Here is a 21,065-nt window from a genome sequence, read left to right as displayed (position 1 = left end):
TACGAGACCCGGCCCCATTGCGGGCCCGGGGCGTCAGTGGGGAAGGTTGGCGGCGGCGGCCTGGTCCAGGAGCCAGGTGGTGGTGGCGCTGCCCTGGGCTCCGGCGGCGGGGATGTCGACCGGTGCGGCGCCCGCGAGGGCCGCGGCGACCGCTTCCGCCTTGGCGGCGCCGCCGGTGACCACCGCGACGTGGCGGGACAGGCGGACGGCCGGGAGGGTGAGGGTGATGCGCACCGGCGGAGGCTTCGGCGAATCCGTCACCGCGACAACGAGTTCGTGGGCCTCGCGGACCGCGTCGGTGTGCGGGAACAGCGAATTCACGTGGCCCTCGCCGCCCATGCCGAGCAGGTGGAGGTCGAAGGCGCCGTGCTGGGCCAGGTGTGCGTGCACGGCCGCCGAATACTGCGCCGCCGCCTCGACCGGATCCGGATAGTCGCCGTCGGACGCCGCGACGGGATGCACGCGCGCGGGATCCACCGGGACGTGATCCAGCAGCGCCTGCCGCGCCTGCAACTCGTTGCGTTCGGGATCGCCTGCGGGAACGAACCTTTCGTCGCCCCAGAACACGTCCAGCCGTGACCAGTCGACGGCGCCGGGAGCCTTGCGCACCACCTCGAGCAGGCCGATGCCGGTGCCGCCGCCGGTCAGTACCACCGACGCCGACCCGCGCAGCGCCTGCGCCTCGGTCACCACCGCCACGAACCGGGCGGCCGCGGCCGCGACCAGATCGTCCGTGCCGGAGAATACCTCGACGACCGGTTCACTCATGGATCACTCCTTCGGTCCCGCCTCACTCGTAGATGACCTTGCCGATGCCCGACAGCGCCTCGGCGTAGGTCTCGTCGTCGTCCAGCCGCCGCAGCTCCTCGGCCAGGCAGTCCTTGGTCTCGCGGCGCGCCAGCGCGAACCGCTTGTCGGGCTCGCCGGTGCGCGACAACGTGGCGGTGCGGCCGGTCTGCGGGCGGGAGATCGCGATCGACACCGTCGGCCGGTGCAGCTCCACCTTCAGCTCGCCGGTGCGCCGCGTGACCGGGCACTTCAGTCGCATGGCCAGCCAACCCGCCAGCACGTCCAGGGCCGGTTCCTCCCGCAGACCCGACACCGTCACCGACTGCACGGCCTCGTAGGGCGGCTCGTCGAGGGCCGCCGCCAGCAGGGCGCGCCAGTAGGTGATGCGGCTCCACGCCAGATCGGTGTTGCCCGCCGCGTACGACTTCACCCGCTCCTTGATCGCCTGCTGGGGATCGGGCGCGAAGGTGGCATCGGTGATGCGCCGGATCGCCAAGCGCCCCACCGCATCCTTGGACGGATAGACCGGCGCCCCGCGCGGCCACCAGGCCACCACCGGGGTATCGGGCAGCAGGAACGGGATCACCACGCTGTTCTCGTGGTTGATCAGCTCACCCTGCAGCCGCAGCACGATGACCTCGGAGGCGCCCGCATCGCCGCCGACGCGGATCTGGGCGTCCAGGCGGGTCTCGGCGAACCGGTCGCCCCGCGCGAGAACGATGACGCGGCAGGGATGTTCGCGGCTGGCGTCGTTGGCCGCATCGATGGCGCCCTCGGCCTCCGAGCTGTCCAGGGTGCACACCACCAGCGTCAGCACCCGGCCGGTGGTGATGACGCCGTTGCTCTCGGCCAGCTGCACCAGCCGCTTGGCGACGGTGCGGGTATCGGTCGCGGGAATGTCGACGATCATGCCCGCCGCCATTCGCGCCCGGTGCGGGCGAGCATCGAGTCGGCCGACCACGGACCCCAGGTGCCCGCCTCGTACGATTCCGGACGGCCGTCGGCCGCCCAGTGCTCGAGCACGGGATCGAGGATGCGCCAGGACAATTCGACCTCCTCGTTGACCGGGAACAGCGACGGCTCGCCGAGCAGCATGTCGAGGATGAGCCGCTCGTAGGCCTCCGGCGAGGATTCGGTGAACGACTCGCCGTAGCTGAAATCCATATTGACGTCGCGCACTTCCATGCTCGACCCCGGCACCTTGGATCCGAAGCGCAGCGTGATGCCCTCGTCCGGCTGCACCCGGATCACCAGCGCGTTCTGGCCCAGCTCCTCGGTCATGGTCTCGTCGAACGGCAGGTGCGGTGCCCGCTTGAACATGATCGCGATCTCGGTCACCCTGCGGCCCAGGCGTTTTCCGGTGCGCAGGAAGAACGGAACGCCCGCCCAGCGCCGGGTGTCGACGTTGAGCGTGATGGCCGCATAGGTTTCGGTGCGCGAGTTCGGGTCGAAGCCCTCCTCCTGGAGCAGGCCCACCACCTTCTCGCTGCCCTGCCAGCCCGCCGTGTACTGACCGCGGGCCGTCGTCTGGTCCAGCGGCTCCACCAGTTTCGTCGCCGAGAGCACCTTGATCTTCTCGATCTGCAGCGCCCGCGGCTGGAAGCTGACCGGATCCTCCATGGTCGTCAGCGCCAGCAGCTGCAGCAGATGGTTCTGGATGACGTCGCGCGCGGCGCCGATACCGTCGTAATAGCCCGCGCGCCCGCCCAATCCGATGTCCTCGGCCATCGTGATCTGCACGTGGTCGACGTAGTTGGCGTTCCAGATCGGCTCGAACATCTCGTTGGCGAAGCGCAGCGCCAGCAGGTTCTGCACCGTCTCCTTGCCGAGATAGTGGTCGATGCGGAACACCGTCTCCTCGGGGAACACCTGATTCACCAGGGCGTTGAGCTCCTGCGCGCTCTTCAGGTCGTGCCCGAACGGCTTCTCGATCACCACCCGCCGCCACGGCTTGGACCGCCCCGGCCCGGGGTCCGGGGGCTGCGCCAGGCCCGTGCGGGAAAGCTGTTGCAGCACAAGGGGAAAGGCGTCCGGCGGGATCGACAGGTAGAAGGCGTGATTGCCGCCGGTGCCGCGGTCGTGGTCGAGCTGTTTGAGCGTCGCCGCCAGCTGCGAGAAGGCGGCGTCGTCCTCGAAGGTGCCCTGCACGAAGCGGATGCCCTCCGACAACTGATCCCAGACCTCCTGCCGGAAGGGCGTGCGCGCGTGCTGTTTCACCGCCTCCAGCACGACCTGAGCGAAATCCTCGTCCGCGTAGTCCCGGCGCGCGAATCCGACGAGCGCGAAACCCGGCGGCAGCAGGCCGCGATTGGCGAGATCGTAGATGGCGGGCATCAACTTCTTGCGTGACAGGTCCCCGGTGACTCCGAAGATCACCATGCTGCACGGGCCCGCGATCCGGGGAAGCCGCTTGTCCCGCTGTTCGCGAAGCGGATTCCCCGGGGCGGCCGTCGATTCGTCGCCGGCCATCGCGGTTACTGGCCCCCGGTGCTCTGGAGCTCGGTGGCGGTCGCGGACAGCAGTTCCTCCCACGACTTCTCGAACTTGTCGACGCCCTCGCGCTCGAGCACGCGGAAGACGTCGTCGAGATCGATGCCGACGGCGGTGAGCTTGTCGAAGACCTCCTGCGCGGCGGCCGCGGTGCCGGAGACGGTGTCGCCGCGCAGCTCACCGTGGTCGGCGTAGGCCTCGAGCGTCTTCTCCGGCAACGTGTTCACCGTATTGGGCGCCACCAGCTCGGTGATGTACATGGTGTCGGAGTAGTCGGGATTCTTCACACCCGTCGACGCCCACAGCGGCCGCTGCCGGTTCCCGCCCGACGAGGACAGGTGCGCGAAGGTGGAGGTGTGCTTGCCGCCGTCGAAGACGTCCTGGTATTCGGCATAGGCCAAGCGCGCGTTGGCGATTCCGGCCCGACCGCGCAGCGCCAGCGCCTCCGGCGTGCCCAGCGCCTCGAGCCGCTTGTCGATCTCGGTATCCACGCGGGAGACGAAGAACGAAGCGACGGAATGGATCCGGGCCAGATCGTGTCCCGCGATCTTGGCGTTGCGCAGGCCGTCCAGGTAGGCGCCCATCACGCTGCGGTAGCGGGCCACCGAGAAGATCAGCGTCACGTTCACGCTGATGCCCTCCGCGATCACCTTCGTGATCGCGGGCAGGCCCTCCTCGGTCGCGGGGATCTTGATGAACAGGTTGGGCCGGTCGACGATCTTCCACAGCTCGACCGCCTGCGCGACGGTCTTGTCGGTGTCGAAGGCCAGTCGCGGGTCGACCTCGATCGACACCCGGCCGTCCACGCCGCCGGACGCCTCGAACGTCTCGGCGAACACGTCGCAGGCGGCCCGGACATCGTCGGTGGTGATCGTGCGGATCGCGGATTCGACGTCGGCGCCGCGCGCGGCCAGCTCCTTGACCTGCTCGTCGTAGGCGTGGCCCTTGCTCAGGGCGCCCTGGAAGATGGTCGGGTTGGTCGTCACGCCGACAACGCTGCGGGTCGCGATGAGTTCGGCGAGGTTGCCGGACCGGATGCGGTCCCGCGACAGATCGTCGAGCCACACCGACACCCCCGCTGCGGACAGTGCGGCGAGATTCTCGTTCTGGGGGGACGGTGAGCCGGCGGAGCTTGCGGAGCCGGCGGGGTGGGTAGAGTTCTGTGCCATTCGCTTATCCCTTCACCTTGTCGAGCGAGCGCTGAGCGGCCTCGACCACGGCGTCGGCGGTGAGGCCGAACTCGCGGAACAGGGTCTTGTAGTCGGCCGAGGCACCGAAGTGCTCGATCGACACGATCTGGCCGTCGGCACCGGCGAACCGGTACCACGGCATCGAGATCCCGGCCTCGACGGTCACGCGGGCGCGGACCGCCGGCGGCAGCACCTCGTCGCGATAGGCCTGGTCCTGCGCGTCGAACCACTCCACGCATGGCATCGAAACCACACGCGTTCCAACGCCCTGCGCCTCCAGGGTAGTCCGGGCCTGCACCGCGAGCTGCAGCTCCGAGCCGGTGGCGATCAGGATCACCTGCGGTGTGCCGGTGGAGGATTCGGCCAGGATGTAGCCGCCCTTGCGGACGCCCTCGTAGTTCGTGCCCTCCAGGACGGGCAGGTTCTGGCGGGTGAGGGCCAGCGCCGACGGGCCGTCGATGTGCGGGGTCTCGGAGACCGCGAACGGCGAGTGATGGTCGCCGCTCTCCAGCTCCAGCACCGCGCGCCAGGCGTGCACGGTCTCGTTGGCGTCGCCGGGCCGCACCACGTTCAGGCCCGGGATGGCGCGCAGTGCGGCCAGATGCTCGATCGGCTGGTGGGTCGGGCCGTCCTCGCCGAGGCCGATCGAATCGTGGGTCCACACGTAGATCGCCGGGACCCGCATCAGCGCTGCCAGGCGCACCGCGGGGCGCATGTAGTCGGAGAACACCAGGAATGTGCCGCCGTAGGGCCGGGTCGGGCCGTGCAGCGCGATGCCGTTGAGGATCGCGCCCATGGCGTGCTCGCGGACGCCGAAATGCAGGGTGCGGCCGTAGGGCTGGGCCTTCCACATGCCGGTGGAGATCGACTCCGGGCCGAAGCTCGGGACGTCGGGCATGGTGGTGTTGTTGGATTCGGCGAGGTCGGCCGAGCCGCCCCACAGTTCCGGCAGCACCGGTGCCAGCGCCGCGAGTACCTTGCCCGAGGCCTTGCGGGTGGCGACACCGCTCGGGTCCGCGTCGTAGGACGGCAGCTTGTCGGCCCAGTCCTCCGGCAGCTTGCGCGCCCGCAGACGATCGAACAGCGCCTTGTTGTCCGGGTTGGCCTGCGCCCACGCGTCGAACTGCTCCTGCCAGGACGCGCGGGCGGCCTTGGCGCGGTCGGCGGCGTTGCGGCGGGTGTGGTCGATGACCGCGGCGTCGACGGCGAAGGACTGATCGGGATCGAAGCCCAGCGCCTTCTTGGTCCCGGCCACCTCCTCGGCGCCGAGCGCGGCGCCGTGGGCGGCACCGGTGTTCATCTTGTTCGGGGCCGGATAGCCGATGATGGTGCGCAGCAGGATGAACGACGGCTTGTCGGTCACCGCCTGCGCCTCGCCGATCGCCTTCTCGATGGCGACGACATCCTCGCCGCCCTCCACGACCTGCACGTGCCAGCCGTAGGAGCGGTAGCGCTCGGCGGTGTCCTCGGTCAGTGCGATGGTGGTGTCGTCCTCGATGGAGATCTTGTTGTCGTCGTAGATGACGACCAGGTTGCCCAGCTGCTGGGTGCCCGCCAGCGAGGATGCCTCGGAGGTCACGCCCTCCTCGATGTCACCGTCGGAGGCGATCACGTAGATGTAGTGGTCGAACGGGCTCGTGCCCTGCGCCGCCGCCGGGTCGAACAAACCGCGCTCACGCCGCGCCGCCATCGCCATGCCGACCGCCGAGGCCAGGCCCTGGCCGAGCGGGCCGGTGGTGATCTCGACGCCCGGGGTGTGCCGGAACTCCGGATGGCCGGGGGTCAGCGAGCCCCACTTGCGCAGGTTCTTCAGGTCGTCGAGTTCCAGGCCGATACCGGCGAGGTAGAGCTGGATGTACTGGGTGAGGCTGGAGTGGCCGCACGACAGCACGAAGCGGTCGCGGCCCACCCAGTCCGGGTCGGCGGGGTCGTAGTTCATGACCCGCTGGTAGAGGGTGTACGCCAGCGGCGCCAGGCTCATCGCGGTGCCCGGGTGCCCGTTGCCCGCGGTCTGCACCGCGTCCGCGGCGAGCACGCGGATGGTGTCGACGGCTCTGGTGTCCAGATCGGTCCAGTCGACCGGGTGGTTCGGCTGGGTGAGGGCGCGGATGTCGTCTGTGACTGACACGACCGAGGTTCTCCTGACCTTCTCGTCAACTGTGCGGACTACGGCGGCTGGGTGCCGGCGGGCGGAGTGATGCATGGCTGTCTCGGACCGCGCACCGGGTGTACCCCCACCCTAGAGGCCGACCAAATCCCCGCACGCGGGAACCCGGCAACGACGGGCCCGTGTCGTGGGTTCGTGACCGGGATCGGAGATCGCGCGGCAGTCGCAGCCGGACCGTTACTCGGAGGGATCCGGCCGCGGTATGGGAAAGCCCGGTGTGTCGCGGCGTGTCGGCTCGGCATTCCGAGGTCGGACGATCGCAGACGAACCCTGCGGCACGGGCTGATTCGCGGCGGGTGGGTGCTGGGCCACAACCCGCCTAGGTCTACCATCGCCTGTAGTAGTTGCAGCGCCGCACCGGCCCGGGCCCTGGACGAGCTCTCGTGGGAATGTGGACGACGCGCGGTGCGCTGCTCATTCCCGAGACCGGATCGATGCACCACCTGCGAGGAGAGACAGTGCGGATTGGGCAACAGCCGGGTGGGCGTACCTCCGCATTCGCTCCGGCCGTGCGCAGGATGAGGACGGCTACGCCGACTGCGCCAGGCGAGGCACATGGCTCCTCCGCGACGGCGCTGGCCGACCGTGTGACCGGCACCGGTCCGCTGTCGGCGCTGACGCGCCGCGTGCTGGCCTATATCGCGCTGACCAAGCCTCGCGTCATCGAACTGCTGCTGGTCGCCACGATTCCGACGATGCTGCTGGCCGATCGCGGACATATCGACATTCGCCTGATCCTCGCCACGCTGTTCGGCGGCTGGATGGGGGCCGCCAGCGCGAACACGCTGAACTGCGTCGCCGATGCCGATATCGACAAGGTGATGAAGCGGACCTCGAAGCGGCCGCTGGCGCGCGACGCGGTGCCCACGCGCAACGCGTTCGTGTTCGGGGTGGTGCTGGGCGCGGGGTCGTTCGCGTGGCTGTGGTGGCAGGCGAATCTGCTGTCGGGGCTGCTGGTGGTGGCGACGATCCTGTTCTACGTCTTCGTCTACACGCTGGGCCTCAAGCGCCGCACCTCGCAGAACGTGGTGTGGGGCGGTGCGGCCGGATGTATGCCGGCGCTGGTCGGCTGGTCGGCGGTCACCGGGACGATCGGGTGGCCCGCCATCGTGCTGTTCCTGGTCATCTTCTTCTGGACGCCGCCGCACACCTGGGCGCTGGCCATGCGCTACAAGGAGGACTACCGCGCGGCGGGCGTGCCGATGCTGCCCGTGGTCGCCACCGAACAGGCCGTGACCAAGCAGATCGTCATCTACACCTGGCTCACGGTCGCCGCCACGCTGGCGCTGATCCCCGCCACCGGCGTGGTGTACGCGGCGGTCGCGATCGCCGCCGGTGCGTGGTTCCTGCTGATGGCCCACCAGCTGTATTCCGGTGTGCGCCGCGGCGAATCGGTCAAGCCGCTGCGCCTGTTCCTGCAGTCCAACAACTACCTCGCCGTCGTGTTCTGCGGCCTGGCCGTCGACTCGGTCCTGGGCTGGCACACCATCGGCACCACCCTCTTCGGCTGAACCTCCCTACTCCGCCGGGCAGTCGGGTTGGAGGGGGAAGCAGGCGGGGCCGGGGGTTTCCGGGGGGACGGTGGGGTCTGGGGTGGTGGTGTGGGGGATGGTTGTTGTGGTGGTGAGTGGGGCGGGGGCGGGGCTGGTGGGCTCGTCGGAACCGGCGGTGCAGAAGGCGGCGACGGCGAGGACGAGGACCAGCAGAGCCAGCAGGACGAGCGGGACGAAGCCGCGGCCGCGCGGGCGCATCGGTTTGGGCGGGCGCGGCTCGAAAGGGACCGAATACGGCTGGGCGGGGGAGGAATAGGACTGCGGCGCCGATCCGTAACTCGGGGTGGCTGACGCGTACGGGCGCTGCGAGGAGCCGTAATCCGATGGCGTGGAGCCGAATTGCCGCGGCGGGGACGCGTAACCCGATGCGGCGGAGGAGGATTCACGCTGGGGGTCGCGGTAGCTCGCGGCGGGCTGGGCGTATCCGGAACTCGGGGGCGCGGATTCGCGGCGTGCCTGCGGCCGGGGCGCGGCGGCGGCGCCGCCCGGCACCGGAATCGGGGCCGGGCCGCCGGGCGGGGGCGGTATCGGTGCGCCCGACCCCGGTGGCGTAGCGGGCGGAGCCCCGGGCGGGACGGAGGTCACCGGCGGAATCGGCGCCACGGCCGGAGCCGGAGCCGCCGGTTCGGCCGGATGCGACGTGGCGCGGTCGCCGCGCGGCGGCGGGAAGCCCTCGGCGGTCAGATCGGAATAGGTCGCGGCGGCCGCGAATCCGAGGGCCCCGAGCGCCTGACTCACCTGGGCCGCATCCCATGTGGCCGGATCGCCCGAACCCGCCGTGGCCGCGCCCGTTTCGTCGCCGCCGCCCGCGATGCGGGTGAAATAGGCCCGCAGCGAGGACGGTCCGTCGCCGACCACGACGTCCAGCCCCTCCGGCAGGTGCCCCTTCTCCAGGCTGACCCGGGTGCCGAGCTGCGGGATCACCAGCACGATGCCCATGACCGCGACATGCTCGCGCCCCGGCGCGCCGCGCAGCAACTGCACGATCTCGGCCGTGTGGGCCCGGACCTCGGTCATCGGCTCGGTACCGTCCTGCACGCCCTCGAGCGGGGCGATGTGGCCGTCGACCGTCCACGGCCCGGTATCGGCGGCGTGGAGCGCGCCGTTCATGCGCTCGGTGAAGCCCTTGACCACGACCACGACACAGGTCGTGGGGGTCCACACGATCAGGTCGGCGCCGTGCGCCTTCACCACCGCGATCCCGGACAGCGCGTGCGCACCGGTCCACGACTTCAACCAGTTCACCACCGTCCGTTCGGTACTGGACAGCCGCGACGGGTCGTCGTTGCGGACCTTCACCAACATCTTGATCAACCCCTGATCGATGCGTAGTCGTTCGGCCGCGCGCGGCGTCCGATCACCGTCCGAGGGTACGGCGAACCGGACGAATCGGCTTGCGCAGCAGCACAGATCATCCAGCATCGGCGCAGTCACCGTGCGAGCGGGTGGCGATTTTTACGGGCGGTGTCGGTGATCCCGGGGACAACGCGCCTCGGGACGCGGCCGCACGGTGCATGTCCTTCGGGGCGGTCCGGTATGTACCGGTCGACCGTCTTTTACCGACGCCGTGACCGGGCGCTCCGGCACGACGGCCGCGCCCAGCCTCGGCGACTCTCGCGTGCTCAGGTGTCGATACGCCAGGCCAGGTGGCCGTCCGGCCGCACCATCACCCGCGTACCCGGCTCGGCCGCATAGTCGGCGAACGCGTGACCCGCGACGGCGACGAGCTCGCCGTCGGCCGGGGCCCGATCCGGCGGGATGATCGAATATGCCCGGACGCCACCGGTTTCGGCCGCGGCGGGGGTGCCGAAGCACAGCAGGGTGGCATGCGGCCCGCGGAACACATCGAACAGGCGCAGCGTGCCGCCGTCCGCCCGGCGCAGGGGCGCGTCGGGTGCCCGGTCACCGGCGAGCAGCGGACCGGTCGCCCCCGGCGTGCGATAGGTGATGTCGAGCTGCTGGGTCTCCGCGCCGCGCCGCATGGCGTCTTCGTCTCCGTCCCTGTGCTTTTCGAGGAGATCGGTACTGATTCCGAGCACGCGCGCGGCCACGGTGCGGCGTTCGGTGTCGTAGCTGTCGAGCAGTGCCTCGCCGTCGGGGTACCTGTCGTCGAGTGGTGCGGCCGACCGGAGCGCGGCCGCGAGCTTCCAGCCGAGATTGTAGGCATCCTGGATGCCGGTGTTCATGCCCTGCCCGCCGGTCGGCGGGTGCACGTGCGCGGCATCTCCGGCCAGGAACACCCGGCCGTCCCGGAAGCGTTGCGCCAGCCGGATATTCGGTCGCCAGACGGTCGACCACGCGGGCTCGGCGAGCGTGATGTCGGTGCGCCGGGTCAGCCGGTCGACGTAGCCCTGCAGCACGGCGCGCGTCGGTTCGGTGTCGGCGGCCAGTGGTGCCGCGAACTGGAACAGTCGCCCACCGGGCAAGGGCATCAGGGCGATTCCCTCCATCGGCGCATCCGGTTCGGCGAACCAGTAGCCGTACTCGTGGTCGAGCGCATCGGCGCGCACGTCACCGAGCAGCATCCGGATCGACTCGTCGGTGGTGCCCTCGAACGGGATTCCGAGAGTCTTGCGGACCGTGCTCCGCCCGCCGTCCGCGCCGACGAGATAGTCGGCCCGCACCGTCTCGGGGCCGTTCGGACCGACCAGGGTGGCGGTCACCACGGCGGCGTCCTGCGTGAAATCGGCCAGCTCCGTGGATGATTCGACGCGCACCCCGAACTCGGCGAGCCGCTCTCGCAGTATCGCCTCGGTATCGGACTGCCCGAGCACCCACGGATTCGGGTACGGCACAGCGGGAGTCGGCTCCCGCGGCTCGGACATCCGGCGTTCGGTGACGAACTGCCCGCCCAGGTGTACCCGCAGCGGTGCCGGTGGCGAGCCCGCGGCGATTATCGCCTCGAGCACGCCCAGATCGTCGAACACCTCCAGGGTGCGCGGCTGGATGCCGTCACCGCGGGAGCCGGCGAAGAACTCCGCCGCCCGGTCGGCGATGCGGACCTCGACGCCGCGACGGGCCAGATCGATGGCGAGCGTGAGCCCCGTCGGACCGGCACCGGCGATCAATACCTGCGGTGACACAGCGGCCTCCTATAATGAATCTGAATTCAGTGAAGATAGATTCAGTATCGAGGTTGATAAGGTCCGCCGTCAAGGAGGTGGTGATGCCCACGAGTCGCGCGGAGCCGGGGAGCCGCAGGGAGAAGGCGGCGGAGACCGAGCAGGCGCTCAAGGATGCGGCGCGGCGGCTGTTCGCCGAGCGGGGCTACCTGAATACGAAGATCACCGATATCACCGCGGCGGCGGGCCGCGCGGCGGGCTCGTTCTACAACCACTTCGCCGGGAAACAGGAGCTGCTGCAGGCCCTGCTGGAAGACTTTGCCGCGGAAGGGGATACGGCGGCCGAGGAGCAGGCGCACAACCCGGACTTCACCGACCCGCGGGCCGTCCGCTTCCATGTCGAGCAGTACTGGACCTTCGCCCGCCGCAACTGGCCGGTGTTACGCGCCGTGGATCAGGCCGCCCTGGTCAGCGACGACTTCGCGGCGCTGACGGCCCGGTTCACGGCCGAGCAGCGCGCGGAGATCGCCGATCACCTCGACCGATTCCCCGCCGCCGGGATGCGCCTGCCGAGCACCCCGGACGCCAGCCTCGCCATGATGTTCCTGACCCTGCACGCCCTGCTCGAGGCGGTCGAGCAGGGCACGGTCGAGCTGACCGATGACCAAGCCGTCGACGGGCTGACGCGTTTCGTCTACCGCGGTCTCACCGGCCGGGACTTCTGACCGTCGCCCGCCCGCTCAGGGCAGCAGGACGATCGAACCGGTCGTCTTGCGGCCCTCCAGGTCTCGGTGCGCCTGCTCGGCCCGGGCGAGGGGATAGGTCGCGCCGATGCGGACGCGGAGGGTTCCCGCGGCGATGGCGTTGAAGATATCGCCTGCGCGCCACAGCAATTCGGCGCGGTCGCGGGTGTAGTGGGCGAGCGTCGGGCGGGTCAGGAACAGCGAACCGCCGCGGTTGAGGCGCTGCGGGTCCACCGGCGGCACCGGGCCGCTGGCCGCCCCGAACAGCGCGAGCATGCCGCGCACGCGCAGCGAGTCGACGCTGGCGTCGAAGGTGGCCCGGCCGACGCCGTCGTAGACCGCCGCGACCCCGGCGTCGTCGGTCAGCTTGCGCACCTGCCGCGCCAGGTCGTCGCCGTAGCGCAGCACCTCGGCGGCACCGGCGTCCCGCGACAGCGCCTCCTTCTCATCCGTGGACACCGTCGTGATCACCCGGACACCGCGCGCGGTGGCGAGCTGGGTCAGCAGCAGGCCGACGCCACCGGCACCGGCATGCACCAGCACCGTCTCGCCGGGCTCCGGCTTGTAGACGGATTCGATCAGGTAGTGCGCCGTCATGCCCTGCAGCAGCGCCGACGCCGCGACCGGGGCCTCGACACCGGCGGGAACCGGCACCGCCACGGCGGCCGGGACCGAGACCCGTTCGGCATAGCTGCCTGGCGCCGCGGCCCACGCGACCCGGTCGCCGACCGCGAATTCGGTCACGTCCGGACCGACGGCCGACACCACGCCGGTGCCCTCCGAGCCAGGCACATACGGCACATCCTGCGGATAGACCCCGGTGCGGATGTAGGTGTCGATGAAGTTGACGCCGATCGCCTCCGTATCGACCAGCACCCGGCCGGGCCCGGCCTGCGGCTGCGGAACCTCGACCGACCGCAGGACCTCGGGTCCACCGTGCTCGGAAACCTGAATCGCGCGCATGACAACGTTCTACACCCGCCGCGCTGTGATCATTCCCGCCGGGCGGTGGACCGGAACCTACTGGACGGTAAACTCGCGATCATGAGCGAAACCGCCACCGCAGCACCGACGAAGCTGTCGCCCTCCGTGATCGACTCGGTGAAGGAGTTCGTCGCCGAACACGGAGGTTCCGCCACCGCCGTGCTGCAGCCCATCGGCCGCGCGGGCGTCCGGGTCACCCTGGTCGGCTCCGACGGCGTGCTCGGCGACCGCGTCGTCGACGATCTGGCCTCGGCGAAGGCGCTGGTGGAGACCGTGAACGGGCTGTCGGAGACCGAACACTGGGACCGCGAGCTGACCTCGATCGTCACCCCGGCGAAGGGGCACTGGGCGAAGATGGCCGGTTGGGTCGCCCACCAGACCCGCTTTCCGAAGGCGCGCAACGAGCGCTGAGCCCGCGCGGCCGGTCTGCTAGCGTCGTGCCTCCAGGGCGCCGCGGCGCCGAGGCGCGCATGAGCAGTGGGAAGTATGCGAGTTCGACATATCGCGGCCGCGGTGGTGGCCGGTGTGATTTCTCTTGTGGCCGTGGCCGTTCCGGCGAGTGCCCAGGGTCCGGCCGCCCTGCGGGTGTGCACGACCGGTGACTACCCGCCGTATTCGGTGAGCGACGGCACGGGCGGATTCCGGGGCGTGGATATCGATCTGGCCCGCGGCCTGGCCGATGTGCTGCGCCGCCCGATCCAGTTCGTGCCGACCACCTGGACCGGGTTGAAGACCGATTTCGGCGCCCTGAACTGCGATATCGCCGTCGGCGGCATCTCGGATTCGCCGGCGCGGCGCGCCTTCTCCGACTTCTCGATCACCTACGGCACCGACGGCAAGGCCCCCATCACGCGCACGGCCGATGCGGACAGGTACGCCACCGTCGAGCAGATCAACCGGCCCGAGGTCCGGGTGATCGTCAACCGCGGCGGGACCAACGAGGAGTTCGCGCGCAAGAACTTCCCGGACGCGCAGCTCACCCTGTGGCCGGACAATGTCACGATCTTCGACGAGATCGCCGCCGGGCGCGCCGACGTCTTCGCCACGGATTCGGTGGAGGGCCGCTACCGCGTGCGCACGCATCCGGATCTGACGGTGCTGCACCCGGACCGGCCGTTCGACTCCTTCGGCAAGGTGTTCCTGCTGCGCAAGCAGGACCCGCTGCTCGCCGCCCAGGTCAACGGATGGCTGGCCGCGCAGCTGGCCACCGGTGGCGTGGATCGCCTGTTCGACGCCTGGATCGGCCCGAACGCCACCGCCTGAGTGCGGGAGGGTCAGCCGCAGCAGCCGCCGCAGCACCCACCGGAGGCCGGGGCGGGCGCGGCCGCGGCGCCGCCCGCCGATCCGGTCAGCGCGATCGCGTTGAGCAGCTTGACGGTGTCGGTGTGCCCGCCCGGGCAGGGCGCGGGATCGGCGGACCGGCTCATCGGGCGCACGAGTTCGAACGTGTCGGTGCATTCACGGCAGCGGTACGCGTAGGTCGGCATGGAGGGATTATCGCGCGGGGCACGCGGCGGGCCAAGGACCGTGATCGAAGTGCAGGGGTGGGCGCGGCAAAACACCCGAAACTCACCTACCGCGCACCAACCCACGTCGCACAGCCGCTCGCGGGGATGGCGAGCCGCGGGCGTGCTGTGAGACAACCCCTGGCTGGGCGACCACACCCGGTCGCGGCAGCCGTGTTCAGTGTCCCCGCCGCGATACCGCTGGGGGAGAGCGGAATACGCCAATCTCGGTGCGAACGCGCCAACTTCGGCACGCGCCGGACGCCCGGAGCCGATCGCGACCCATTCAGGAGGAGGCGCGTGCGACGGTCGAGGTGTTGTTCGACGCCCCGACCTGCTCGCGGCCGCGCATGGCCGCCCACAGGGCGGCGGTGGCGGCGGTGCAGGCGGCGGCGCCGCCGACGTGAACGGCCACCAGCGCCGCGGGGACGTCGGTGAAGTACTGGACCACGCCGACGGTGCCCTGCGCGCACACCAGTGCGATGACCACGATCAGGCGCAGGCGGATCGCGCGCGTCATGCCGACCGCGGCCAGGCCGAACGCCAGGCCGACCAGCAGCGCGAGATAGGCGATCAGCAGGTCGGCGTGCAGGTGGACCAGCGGCACGATCTCCGCCTCGAGCCGCGTGACCTGCCGCTCGATGCTCTTGTCCCCGGCGTGCGGCCCGGCGCCGGTGACGAGCGTCCCGGCAATCAGCGTGCCGGACAACGCGATTGCGCTCAGCACCGTCAGCCACCGCAGGGGCGCGGGCACCTGCGTCACCTCGACACCGTCGTCGGGTTCGCCGATCTTGGCGAACAGCTGCACCGCCAGCCACACCATCACCATCGACGCCAGCAGATGCACCGCGACGGTCCACCAGAGCAGCCCGGTGCGCACCGTGATGCCGCCGATCACCGCCTGCACCACGGTGCCGCCGGGCATCAGCCACGCGTAGATCACCACCTCGCGTCGCCGCCGGGCGCGCAGCACGGCCAGCACCACCAGCGCCGCGCACAGCGTGACCGCGAAGGTCAGCAGGCGGTTGGAGAATTCGACGACCTGATGCAGCACCGGCACCTCGGCGTGCGCCACCGGCGTGAAACTCCCCGGGAAGCACTGCGGCCAGGTGGGGCAGCCCAGCCCGGACGCGGTCACGCGGACGACCGCACCGGTGACCGAGATCCCCGCCTGCGACAGGATCACCGCCGCCGCGATGATCCGCTGCACCCGCAACGAGGGCAGCGGCAGCAGATCGACCAATCGCATGAATGCGCGAGACAGCACGCACCGATGGTAGTCGACCGTCAACTACAGCTTGTAGTGGGCCGTGGTTTCGGGCATCGCGCCGGGGCTCGGGCAGACTGACGCCATGGCGAAGGCACCGTCCACCCGACCGACGGCCGCCGAACTGGCTGCCGCACAGGACAAGACGATCGACGACGTGATCGCCCCGGGGCTGCGGGTGCTGTTCTGCGGGATCAATCCGGGGCTGTGGTCGGGGGCGACGGGGCATCACTTCGCCCGGCCGGGTAATCGGTTCTGGCCCGCCCTGTTCCGGTCGGGCTTCACCCCGCGGCCGGTGCGGCCGGACGAGCAGGACGAGCTGTTGCGGTGGGGTTGGGCATCACCAATGTCGCGCCGCGGACCACGGCGAAGGCCGACGAGCTGACGCCGGAGGAACTGCGCGCGGGTGGGCGGGCGCTGGTCGAGCGGGTGGCGCGGTACCGGCCCCGGGTGCTCGCCGTGCTCGGAATCGGGGCCTACCGCACCGCGTTCGGCCGTCCGCGCACGACCGTCGGCCGCCAACCGGAGTCGCTCGGCGACACCGAGGTGTGGGTGCTGCCGAATCCGAGCGGCCTGAACGCGCACTACACGCTGGATGCGCTGGCGGCGGAATTCCGGGCCCTGCGCGAAGCCGTCGAGTGCACCGGTCGGTCCGCTCGGTAGGTGAACGTGCAGGTACGGAACTAACTTGAACGGTGTTAAAGTGGGCGCGCTCATGAACACATTGATCGTCACGCGCGCCCGCTCGGCCCATCGCATCACCGCCGCCGCGGCGGGCGCCGCCCTCGAGGCCTACGAATGGTCGCTGTACGCGCTGCTGGTGACCTATTTCGCGCCACAGTTCTTCGGCGGTGACCTGCAGCAGTCGGTGCTGTACGGATTCGGCCTGTTCGCCGTCGGATTCCTGATCCGGCCGATCGGGGCGCTGGTGCTGGGGCAGCTGGCGGACCGGCGCGGCCGCAAGCCGGCGCTGGTGCTGTCGATCGGATTGGCCGGGGTCGCGACGCTGGGCATGGCGCTGACACCCGGCCGGGAGGCGATCGGCGCGGCGGCCCCGATCCTGCTGCTGGTGTGGCGGCTGGTCCTGGGCTTCTCGTTCGGCGGGGAGCAGGCGGTCGCGCAGGCGTACATGTACGACTCCGCGCCGCCGCGGCGCCGGATGCTCGGCACGAGCGTGTACTCGATCTTCTACGGCCTCGGCACGATCTCGGCCAACCTGTTCGTGGCCGCGCTGGTGACCGGCGCGGGCGCGGACGCGCTGCGCGACGGATACTGGCGGATCCCGTTCCTCGCCGCCGCCGCGCTGTCGCTGGTATTCCTGTTCGCCCGCCGCACCATTCCCGAGACCCTCGACCGGGAGCCGTCCGAGCGGCCGGTGCGGTGGCGTCGCGACTGGCGGGCACTGCTCGCGCCCGCACTGGCCGTCGCGGGAATCACCGCGGGCACGCTGTCGTCCTACTATCTCTGGGTCAGCGCCCCGACGAGCTATGCGATCTCGGTGCTGAAATTGCCCGACGCCCAGGTGTTGTGGGCGGGCGTGGTCGCCCAGCTGGCCTACATGGCGGCGGCGCCGGTGTTCGGGGCCTTGGCCGACCGGGTGGGCCCGCTGCGCTGGATCGCCGGTGCGGCACTGGCCTCGGCGCTGGCGACCCTGCCGATGCAGATGTTGCTGAATTCGGCTACGCCCGCGACGTATTGGGTGCTGATGATCGTGGGGTCGGTCTGCGTGGTGACGCTGGCCGCGACCCTGCCCGGCGCCACGGCCATGGTCGCCCCGGCCCGCTACCGCGTGACCGTGATGGCGCTGCCGTACACGATCACCGCGGCGGTCTTCGGCGGCACCACTCCCGCCCTGAAGCAACAGTTCGCCGCGCATCCGGCGCTGTTCTCCGGCTACATCATCGTGCTGCTGCTGATCACCGCGGCGACGGCGCTGCTGTCGCGGCCGCTGCTCGGCGGCCGGGCCGGTCGATGAGGCCGGAAGGCATCCATCGCGGTGGCTGCTCCGAATATCTGGATGGTGCCCGGTGGTCGCCGCATGGCCTGCCGGGCACTGTCTCGGATACAACCGGCGCCGAGGGGCGGATGCACATGAGCCGCTTCGCCTCTCGGCGCCGGCGGCCCGCTAGAGACGGTCCAGCGACCGATCCCACCACCAGGCGACCGCGGGCGCGTCCCGCGGCGGGCCGGTCGGCGGGGCGGGTGCGGCATCGGTGACGGAGATCCCGCAGGTCGCCGTGGGGTCGGGGTGCGCGTGATGATTTCGCGGGCTGGCGTACCGGGGCGCGGTATTGCCCCAGTCGAGGTTCGCGCGAATGGTGTGGCCCAATCCGGCGATATAGCGCCGCAACGCCGGGCCGCAGGCGGGCGATCCGCCGATCCGGTCGGCGAGCTGGAGGAAGCGCAGCATCAGCCGGTCGCGCAGCGCCGCCGCCTCGGCCATCGCATCCGGCAGCGCGCAGCCGCGGTGGCGGACAAGGATATTGGCGATGTTCTGCGCCGGTGGATCGAGATGGTCGCCCTTCCGATAGCCCATCAGATCGTTGTCGATCCGGATGATGGTCCCGGCCAGGTGCGCGAGCGCCTGCGGGCCCGGCGCGTACAGCCGCTCCGGCGGCACCTCGACGCCCGCCCCGATCTCCATCCAGCCGAAGAAGAAGCGGAATCCGCTGCCCTCCGCGCACACCGCCAGATAGTCGTCGAGGGCCGGGAGGGCGGCCCGCTCGGTGGTGGCGGCCTCCAGGGTGGCGGCCAGCATCCAGTCCCGGACCGCGCGGGTGATCCGCTGCCACTGCACCGCGCTCACGGCCGCGCGCGTGGCGGGTACCAGGTCGGCGCCGGGGCGGTCGAGCCGAGCGCCCGGATGTTCGATGCCGCGGATCATTCGCCACGCGAACTCGATGGTGTGCCCGGCCGATACGGTCGTTGCCGTGTCGCCCACCGCATCTTCATCGAGGAGATCGTCGACGGCGAACAGCCAGTAGTTCCACCGGGCGAACAGCACCGCCACATCCTCGGCCGACGGCTCCGGGATCAGGCGGCACGCCCACTCGCCGCTGTGGGTTGCCCGGCCCCACTCACGATCGGCGTCGGTGCGGTACAGGCCGACCCTTTCGGTCCACCGCCAGGCGCGCTCGGTCACACGTGCGAGATTCGGGTTCAGGACCGGTGGTATCGGGCAGTAGAACGGCGGCAGCGAGTATCGCTGTGCGGTACTCGGGTGCACGGTTCGGTGAACGGCCACGGCGCCCTCCTCCTCGGACTCTCAGCGGGGCAGGCGGAACAGCAATTGACGCGTCTGCACCGCGTGGTCCCGCCAGAGCCGGAACAGCCGCCCGTGGAAAACGCAGGACTGCAGCAGCCGCTCCCGCCGGATCGGGGACGCCCGGCCGTCGTCGATCGCCGCGAGTTCGGCGGTCGTCCAGGCCGCCGACTGCATCCAGAATTCGGTGACGCGCGCGGTGACGTCCTCGTCGGCCTCGAGGACGAATCCCGCCGCCGCGGCCGCGGACAGGTATTCCCCGAGGACTCCGAGCCGGGTTTTGTAATAGCCGTCCAGCAGGGCGGCGACGTTATCCCGGTCCGGGTGCGACAGGAAATGTTCCTGGATTCCGAACCAGCCCCCGGGGCGCAACGCGGTGCCGACGACCTCGAACAGCCGGGCTCGATTCATATACCCGGAACTTTCGAACGCCACGGCGGCATCGAAGGCATTGCGGTCGGTGAGCGTGTGAGCATCCTGTGCCCGCACCGACACCCGGCCCTGCGCCCCGGCACGGCGTACCAGCTGCCGCATCACGCCGACATGGTCGGCGGCGACGGTCACACCGGTGACGACGGCGTCGTGCTCCTGCGCCCAGAACAGCGAGCCACCACCCACCCCGCACCCGATGTCGAGCAGGTCGCCGGGCCGGTGACCGGTCACATCCCATACCTCGGCCGCGTGGGTGAGCGCCTCTTCCTGAGAGTCGTGCAGCCGTCGCTGCAGGACCTGTCCGGGCACGTTGGACGTGGGCGGCTCGGACCCGTCGGGAAATAGGCCGACATGAAAGTGGATGCGTGGCCCGGGACCGTATTTGTGCATGATCTCGGCCGTTTTGCGCACATAATATCGCGACACGTCGTCATCGGCCGTCTGACGCTCACACCTGTCTGCATACATGGCTATCCCAGTGTCTGCTAAAGGCTTTCGCGATACGGCGACTATACCGCAACCCCCACCACGCTCCGCCGCGGCATTTCTACCGGGCGGTTCGAATTCGAATTTCGTTCCGCATTCGATCCGAGTTCGCTAAAATGCGCGCTGGAATTCTGGCTGAGGGGTAGGTGTCTCGGACCGGCTCAGCCGGAGGCGAGCCGGGTGCCGATCACGACGGTCGTCTCGAGTTCCTCGCAGTGGGCGATCGTCGGCGTGAGGCCGTGCCGGGCGAAGATTTTCGCGGCGCGGGGCGCCTGCGCGTCGCTGGCCTCGACGAGCACGTGACCGCCGGGCGCCAGCCGGTCCGGCGCCCCGGCGGCGACGCGGCGCACGATATCGAGGCCGTCGGAGCCGCCGTCGAGGGCCGAGCGGGGCTCGTGATCGCGCGCCTCCGGGGGCATACGGCCGATCATCTGGGAAGGCACGTAGGGGGTGTTGGCGAGCAGGAGGTCGATTCGCCCGGTCAGCTCCGCGGGCAGCGGTGCGAACAGGTCGCCCTGGCAGACGCGGGCACCCAGGGATTCGAGGTTGCGCCGGGCACAGGCCACCGCCGCGGGTTCGATATCGCTCGCGGTGAGGTCGACGGCGATGCCGTACGCGGCCAGCTCCGTGGCGACCGCGAGGCCCAGCGCCCCGCAGCCACAGCACAGGTCGACCACGACCCGCGCACCGCCGCGGCGGCCGCGGTCCACCGCCTGCTCGACCAGGAATCCGGTGCGCTGCCTCGGCACGAACACGCCCGGCCCCACCGCCACCCGCAGTCCGCGAAAGTCGGTCCAGCCCAGCAGATGTTCCAGCGGTATGCCCGAGATCCGCTGCGCCACCAGGGAATCCAGTTCCGCCGTGGGGGGGGGGGGGGGGGGGGGGGGGGCGGGGGCCGGGCGGGGGGGGGGGGCAAACCGCGGGCCGGGGGGGGGGGGGGGCGGGGGGGGGGGGGGGGGGGGGGGGGGGGGGGGGGGTAGGCAACCCCGCGGGGGGGGGGGGGGGGGGGGGGGGGGGGGGGGGGGGGGGGGGGGGGGGGGGGGGGTGGGGGGGGGGGGGGGGGGTGGGGTGGTGGGGGGGGGGGGGGGGGGGGGCGGCGGCGCTGGTGGGCTCGTCGGAACCGGCGGTGCAGAAG

General features: G+C 70.7%; 18 protein-coding genes and 1 pseudogene. 6 read left to right on the top strand and 13 right to left on the bottom strand.

The genetic code is table 11. The features are described from left to right. Window positions 1-33 precede the first annotated feature (33 nt). The 5 genes from pgl to tkt are packed head-to-tail and all read right to left on the bottom strand — an operon-like array spanning window position 34 to window position 6,597. On the bottom strand, window positions 34-768 hold the full coding sequence (pgl, locus tag QH290_RS17500) for a 6-phosphogluconolactonase (RefSeq protein ID WP_280383957.1): 735 nt from the start codon (window positions 766-768) through the stop codon (window positions 34-36). Between the two features lie 22 nt (window positions 769-790). Then, complete coding sequence (opcA, locus tag QH290_RS17495; RefSeq protein ID WP_280261298.1) at window positions 791-1,699, bottom strand: glucose-6-phosphate dehydrogenase assembly protein OpcA; 909 nt, start codon at window positions 1,697-1,699, stop codon at window positions 791-793. After that, entirely contained in the window at window positions 1,696-3,258 is a 1,563-nt protein-coding gene (gene zwf, locus QH290_RS17490; RefSeq protein ID WP_280383955.1) for a glucose-6-phosphate dehydrogenase, read from the bottom strand. Before zwf ends, opcA begins: the two co-directional genes overlap by 4 nt. 5 nt (window positions 3,259-3,263) lie before the next feature. Then, complete coding sequence (gene tal, locus QH290_RS17485) at window positions 3,264-4,448, bottom strand: transaldolase (protein ID WP_280261293.1); 1,185 nt, start codon at window positions 4,446-4,448, stop codon at window positions 3,264-3,266. Between the two features lie 4 nt (window positions 4,449-4,452). Beyond that, window positions 4,453-6,597, bottom strand: a complete 2,145-nt coding sequence (gene tkt, locus QH290_RS17480) for a transketolase (RefSeq protein WP_280383953.1) — start codon at window positions 6,595-6,597, stop codon at window positions 4,453-4,455. Between the two features lie 557 nt (window positions 6,598-7,154). Between tkt and QH290_RS17475 the strand changes: the two genes are divergently transcribed. Then, a complete protein-coding gene (locus QH290_RS17475; protein ID WP_280261287.1) occupies window positions 7,155-8,147 on the top strand; it encodes a heme o synthase in 993 nt (330 codons plus the stop codon). Window positions 8,148-8,153: 6 nt separating this feature from the next. Here the strand turns inward: QH290_RS17475 and QH290_RS17470 are convergent, their stop codons facing one another. Then, window positions 8,154-9,611, bottom strand: a complete 1,458-nt coding sequence (locus QH290_RS17470) for a hypothetical protein (RefSeq protein WP_280383951.1) — start codon at window positions 9,609-9,611, stop codon at window positions 8,154-8,156. A 200-nt stretch (window positions 9,612-9,811) separates the two neighbouring features. Beyond that, on the bottom strand, window positions 9,812-11,272 hold the full coding sequence (locus tag QH290_RS17465; protein WP_280383948.1) for an FAD-dependent monooxygenase: 1,461 nt from the start codon (window positions 11,270-11,272) through the stop codon (window positions 9,812-9,814). A gap of 83 nt (window positions 11,273-11,355) precedes the next feature. Between QH290_RS17465 and QH290_RS17460 the strand changes: the two genes are divergently transcribed. Continuing rightward, entirely contained in the window at window positions 11,356-11,976 is a 621-nt protein-coding gene (locus tag QH290_RS17460; RefSeq protein ID WP_280269649.1) for a TetR/AcrR family transcriptional regulator, read from the top strand. Between the two features lie 15 nt (window positions 11,977-11,991). On the opposite strand, the gene QH290_RS17455 is transcribed toward QH290_RS17460, so the two are convergent. After that, on the bottom strand, window positions 11,992-12,957 hold the full coding sequence (locus QH290_RS17455) for a quinone oxidoreductase family protein (RefSeq protein ID WP_280269648.1): 966 nt from the start codon (window positions 12,955-12,957) through the stop codon (window positions 11,992-11,994). A gap of 81 nt (window positions 12,958-13,038) precedes the next feature. On the opposite strand from QH290_RS17455, the gene QH290_RS17450 reads away from it, so the two are divergent. Together QH290_RS17450 and QH290_RS17445 are read left to right on the top strand one after the other, a co-directional pair. Then, window positions 13,039-13,389 (top strand): hypothetical protein, encoded by a 351-nt coding sequence (locus tag QH290_RS17450; RefSeq protein ID WP_280269647.1) that lies wholly within the window; start codon window positions 13,039-13,041, stop codon window positions 13,387-13,389. Window positions 13,390-13,464: 75 nt separating this feature from the next. Further along, window positions 13,465-14,241 carry a transporter substrate-binding domain-containing protein gene (locus tag QH290_RS17445; RefSeq protein ID WP_280269646.1) on the top strand — a complete coding sequence of 259 codons (777 nt, stop codon included), beginning with the start codon at window positions 13,465-13,467 and terminating at the stop codon, window positions 14,239-14,241. 11 nt (window positions 14,242-14,252) lie between these two features. On the opposite strand, the gene QH290_RS17440 is transcribed toward QH290_RS17445, so the two are convergent. Beyond that, the gene (locus QH290_RS17440) at window positions 14,253-14,465 is read right to left on the bottom strand and encodes an FmdB family zinc ribbon protein (protein WP_280383945.1); all 213 of its coding nucleotides are present in this window, start codon (window positions 14,463-14,465) and stop codon (window positions 14,253-14,255) included. A 304-nt stretch (window positions 14,466-14,769) separates the two neighbouring features. After that, the gene (locus tag QH290_RS17435) at window positions 14,770-15,750 is read right to left on the bottom strand and encodes a COX15/CtaA family protein (RefSeq protein ID WP_280383944.1); all 981 of its coding nucleotides are present in this window, start codon (window positions 15,748-15,750) and stop codon (window positions 14,770-14,772) included. A gap of 85 nt (window positions 15,751-15,835) precedes the next feature. Between QH290_RS17435 and mug the strand changes: the two are divergent. Then, window positions 15,836-16,413: pseudogene (gene mug, locus QH290_RS17430) on the top strand (G/U mismatch-specific DNA glycosylase). Window positions 16,414-16,465: 52 nt separating this feature from the next. Further along, on the top strand, window positions 16,466-17,725 hold the full coding sequence (locus QH290_RS17425) for an MFS transporter (RefSeq protein ID WP_280383942.1): 1,260 nt from the start codon (window positions 16,466-16,468) through the stop codon (window positions 17,723-17,725). 150 nt (window positions 17,726-17,875) lie between these two features. Here the strand turns inward: QH290_RS17425 and QH290_RS17420 are convergent, their stop codons facing one another. From QH290_RS17420 to QH290_RS17410, 3 genes are all read right to left on the bottom strand, one after another. After that, window positions 17,876-18,994: a terpene synthase family protein gene (locus QH290_RS17420; RefSeq protein ID WP_280383940.1), complete on the bottom strand. Its 1,119-nt coding sequence runs from the start codon at window positions 18,992-18,994 to the stop codon at window positions 17,876-17,878. Between the two features lie 21 nt (window positions 18,995-19,015). Beyond that, complete coding sequence (locus tag QH290_RS17415) at window positions 19,016-19,834, bottom strand: SAM-dependent methyltransferase (protein WP_280383938.1); 819 nt, start codon at window positions 19,832-19,834, stop codon at window positions 19,016-19,018. A 257-nt stretch (window positions 19,835-20,091) separates the two neighbouring features. Further along, the gene (locus QH290_RS17410) at window positions 20,092-20,784 is read right to left on the bottom strand and encodes a putative protein N(5)-glutamine methyltransferase (RefSeq protein ID WP_280384011.1); all 693 of its coding nucleotides are present in this window, start codon (window positions 20,782-20,784) and stop codon (window positions 20,092-20,094) included. Between the last annotated feature and the right edge of the window lie 281 nt (window positions 20,785-21,065).

This window comes from Nocardia wallacei (assembly GCF_029869545.1).
Classification (GTDB): Bacteria; Actinomycetota; Actinomycetes; order Mycobacteriales; family Mycobacteriaceae; genus Nocardia; species Nocardia wallacei_A.
The sequence above is the reverse complement of the archived record's forward strand: the minus strand, read 5'-3'. Positions and strand labels throughout refer to the sequence as shown.